This window comes from Zoogloea sp., assembly GCF_017302315.1.
GTDB lineage: Bacteria > Pseudomonadota > Gammaproteobacteria > Burkholderiales > Rhodocyclaceae > Zoogloea.
This window is the reverse complement of sequence record NZ_JAFLDT010000152.1, coordinates 1-3,870: the sequence shown is the minus strand read 5'-3', so window position 1 is coordinate 3,870 and position 3,870 is coordinate 1. Positions and strand designations below refer to the sequence as shown.

3 protein-coding genes and 1 pseudogene are annotated in these 3,870 nt (G+C 66.3%); 1 reads left to right on the top strand and 3 read right to left on the bottom strand.

The window, feature by feature from the left end:
• Positions 1 to 142: 142 nt before the first annotated feature.
• Both J0L98_RS21315 and J0L98_RS21310 read right to left on the bottom strand, forming a co-directional pair.
• Positions 143 to 979 (bottom strand): hypothetical protein, encoded by an 837-nt coding sequence (locus tag J0L98_RS21315; RefSeq protein ID WP_296414236.1) that lies wholly within the window; start codon positions 977 to 979, stop codon positions 143 to 145.
• A 220-nt stretch (positions 980 to 1,199) separates the two neighbouring features.
• Positions 1,200 to 2,174 carry a LysR family transcriptional regulator gene (locus J0L98_RS21310; protein ID WP_296414235.1) on the bottom strand — a complete coding sequence of 325 codons (975 nt, stop codon included), beginning with the start codon at positions 2,172 to 2,174 and terminating at the stop codon, positions 1,200 to 1,202.
• An 84-nt stretch (positions 2,175 to 2,258) separates the two neighbouring features.
• Here J0L98_RS21310 and J0L98_RS21305 point away from each other — a divergent pair.
• A pseudogene (locus J0L98_RS21305) lies at positions 2,259 to 2,897 on the top strand (zinc-binding dehydrogenase); the annotation flags it as partial.
• 26 nt (positions 2,898 to 2,923) lie between these two features.
• On the opposite strand, the gene J0L98_RS21300 reads toward J0L98_RS21305, so the two are convergent.
• Positions 2,924 to 3,870, bottom strand: a 947-nt coding sequence (locus tag J0L98_RS21300; RefSeq protein WP_296414233.1) for a citrate transporter, incomplete at its 5' end; no start/stop codon positions are given.

Genomic DNA, 3,870 nt, shown 5'->3' with positions numbered 1-3,870 from the left:
ACGACCTGCAGCCAGGGCAGCAGCCGGATCGGGCGGACGCCCGCGACGGGACGGGTGAGCGTCCCATCCTGGAGGGTCTGGCGCGCCAGTGGCGAGGCCACATGCTTGATGCTGTTGGTGGTGTCAGCCATGGTGATCGTTCTCAGCTAGCGGTGATGAGGGTGCCGACATGCTCGCCGGCCAGCGCGCGGGTCAGGTTACCGGGGACGAGGCCGTTCACGACCTGCACCTGGCGGACGTGCCGGGCCGATTGGAGTAGATCGAGCACCGGAAACTCGAGGATGGAGTCCTGCAAGCCCTTGGCCTTCATCTCTTCGACCGAGATCTGCGGGATGAAGGTGGCATGCTTGTCGGTCTTGGGGTTGGCGGTGAACAGGCCGTCCTCGTCCTTCACGTAGATCATCGCCTTGCAGCCGAACTGCTCGGCCAGCAGGAAGCAGCCCGCGTCGGTGCGGTAGGGCGGGATGACGCCTTCGGCCGCTGGACGGATCCACAGCTTGTAGGGCGGCATGCCGCTGAAGACCACCGCATTGACCTCGGCCAAGTAGAGCGGCACGGCCGCCAGGCCGGCCCCATCCACCGCCGAGATGCCGTGCTTGGCGAGCAGCTGGCCGAGCATCACCGCGTTCTGGTCGGCCACCGAGGCGCCTAGCTGGGCCAGCACACCGGCCGGCAGGTTGAGGTCGGCAGCGATGGAGTACAGGTGTCGCGCCCGCGTGCCGGCGCCGGTACCGATGAGCAGCTTGTGGGCCTGGCGGGCGGCGACGATCTCATCCACCAGCGGATAGACCGCCGCCCGGCCGCGGTCGATGATGCTTTGTCCACCGATCTTGATCACCGTGGCATCCGGTAGGATCCGGTAGTCCTCCGCAGCCGCGGCGGCGGCCTGGAGTTGTGGGTCGGTCAGTGAACGCTGCATCAGGAGCTCTTCGAGCTCCGCCGTCGTATTGGCCATCGGGGTCCCTTTCGTGGTTTCCATTGATTTCGCATCGGGCGCGCCAATTCCCCGGAATTGCCCGGTATATAAAAGCACCTTTTGGGAACAATTCAGAAAATGGCGACTTCGCGCTTGACAGCGGCATCGTTGAATCAAGGTTAGGGCAATGCGCTATATAGATTCAACCGCAGATTCCGAATAGCGCTATAGAGGAATGAGCCCACCGGGGGGGCGGCTATTTGATCTTGTGATGGTTTGATTGTCAGGCTTTATGTGGTGGTGCATTGTGGGGAAACAGGCCGCCGGGCGCCTGGGCCGCTCGGTTCAGGATGTCGCGCCCCGACATCAGCGCGTCCGCCTCACCCACCACGTCGGCCAGCACATCGGCGATCAGCCGCACCCGCGGCGAGCGCTTGACATCGGGGTGCATCACCAGCCAGATCTGCCTGAGGGTGGGGCAGGCCGGATCGGCAACCCGCTCCAGCAGGTCATCCTGCGCTGCCAGAAAATGCGGCAGCACCGTGATGCCCAAGCCGACCCGAGCCGCATTGAGCAATGCCGCCAGATCGTTGCTGCGGAAGACGAAGCGGCGCCTGCCGGCCACCTGGGCCAGCCAGCGCTGCTGCGGCACCTGGATCAGGCTGTCGTCATACCCCAGGAACTCCCAGTCCTCGGCGGGCCTGTCGGTGTAGGCGCGGGCCGCATACAACCCATAGCCCATCTCCCCGATGCAGCGCGCGGCCAGGCCCGGCGCGGTAGGGCGGGACATGCGGATGGCCAGGTCGGCCTCGCCCCGTGCCAGGTTGGCATCCCGCGATTCACCGATGACTTCCAGATCGATGTTGCGCCAGCGGGCGCGCAGGGCGGCCAGCCGCGGCACCAGAAAGTGGCCGGCCAGCACCGGAGGGGCGGAGACCCGCACCGTACCTTGCAGGGACGACACCCCGAGAGCCGTGCGGGAGAAGGCCTGGGCTTCCTCGTCCAGCCGGCCAGCCTGGGCGACCAGGGTTTCGCCTTCCGGCGTCAGCGACCAGGCCTTGGGCAGGCGGTCGAAGAGCCGGATGCCCAGGGACTGTTCCAGCGCATCCACACGCCTGGCCACCGTCGAATGCTCGACCCGGAGCCGCCGTGCCGCGCCCGACAGGCTGCCGGTGCGGGCCAACTCCAGGAAATAGCGGATGTCGTCCCAGTTCAGCGTGCGTTTGTCGGTGCTTGGGATGTCTGATCTTTTTTGCACATTCAATGCCGAGTTTTTGCAAATTGTTGGGTGATTTTGCGCAACGTAAGCTGTGCCTGCAAGTTCAATCATCAGGAGAACATCATGAGCCAGCGCGAAGCCTTCCTCCCTGCATCCGCCAGCACCCGGATCATCATCGACCAATACGGCGATGCATCGGTGCTGCACCGGCACGACGCCGTCCTGCCGCCGCCGGCGCCCGGCGAGATCCGCGTCCGCCACACCGCCATCGGCGTCAATTATGTGGACGTCTACCACCGCAGCGGCCTCTATCCGCTGCCGGCCTTGCCCGCCGTGCCGGGGGTGGAGGCGGCCGGGGTGGTGGAAGCCCTCGGTGTGGGTGTGGACGGCCTTCAGGTGGGCCAGCGCATCGCCTACGCCGGGCTGCCGGCAGGCAGCTACGCCAGCGCCCGCAACCTGCCTGCAGAACGTGCCATTCCGCTGCCCGGGGACGTGGCCGACGATGCGGTGGCCAGCCTCTTGCTGCGTGGTATCACCGCCCACATGCTGCTGGCCTACGTGCGGCCCCTGAAGGCCGGCGATACCCTGCTGGTGCATGCGGCGGCGGGCGGGCTCGGGCTGGTCCTGGTGCAATGGGCCAAGCGCCTTGGTGCGCGGGTGATCGGCACGGTCGGTTCGCCGGCCAAGGCACAGTTGGCCCTGGCGCACGGCCTGGACCACGCCATCCTGTACCGGGAGGAAGATTTCGTGGCCGCCGTCATGGGGCTGACCGACGGGCAGGGCGTTGATTACGCCATCGACGGCATCGGCGGCAAGACTCTGCTCGACACCCCTTCGGGGTACATGTTCGACAGCGCGACCCCGGCCGACGAGCCGAACCAGATCATCGAGCCGCCGAAGCCGACCGCGTAGGCGAGGAAGCCCCAGTCGTAGCCGCCCTGCTTGATCGCCAGCGCGGTCAGCGGGATGTTGTCGAACACCGCCGAGACGAAGCCGAGGCCGAGGGCGACCACCAGCGAGGCCGGCGGCAGTTCCTCGACCGGCATCATCGACGCGCAGAGCACCAGCGACAGCAGGAAGAGCGTTCCCTTTGCCGTTTCCGGCAGGACTTCCCAGTCCGGACGGCGCAACGCCACCGAAATGACGATGGCGACCCAGACCGCGACGCCGATGAACGGGAAATGGTCGGCCAGTTCATTGAAGCGGAGGTTGATGACGACGTTGGTGGCGATGGCGAAAACCAGGATCAGCCCGACGATGCCGACGCGCGCCCAGTCGATCCGCGTGTGCTCGTGGGCGTTCCTGATGATGGGAGAATAAGCGTGCTGCTGCTTGGCGGCGATGACGCCGGTGATGCAGACGGCCACCCCGGCGGCGACGTAGGCGTCGAGGACGTGGAGCGGCGAGATGCCGGCGATCCACATCATCGTCGTCGTCGTGTCCCCGACCACCGAGCCCGCCCCGCCGGCGTTGGAAGCGGCGACGATTCCGGCCAGGTAGCCGACATGAACCCTGGCCCTGAACAACTGGTGGGCCATCGCGCCGCCGATCAGCGCCGCGGCGATGTTGTCGAGGAAACTGGAGAGCACGAAGACCATCAGCAGCATGACGAAGCCGCCCTTCCAGTCGTCCGGCAGGTATTTCGGCAGCACGACCGGCACATGGCTCTTCTCGAAATGCCGCGACAGCAGGGCAAAGCCCATCAGCAGGCAGAACAGGTTGGCCAGCGTCACCC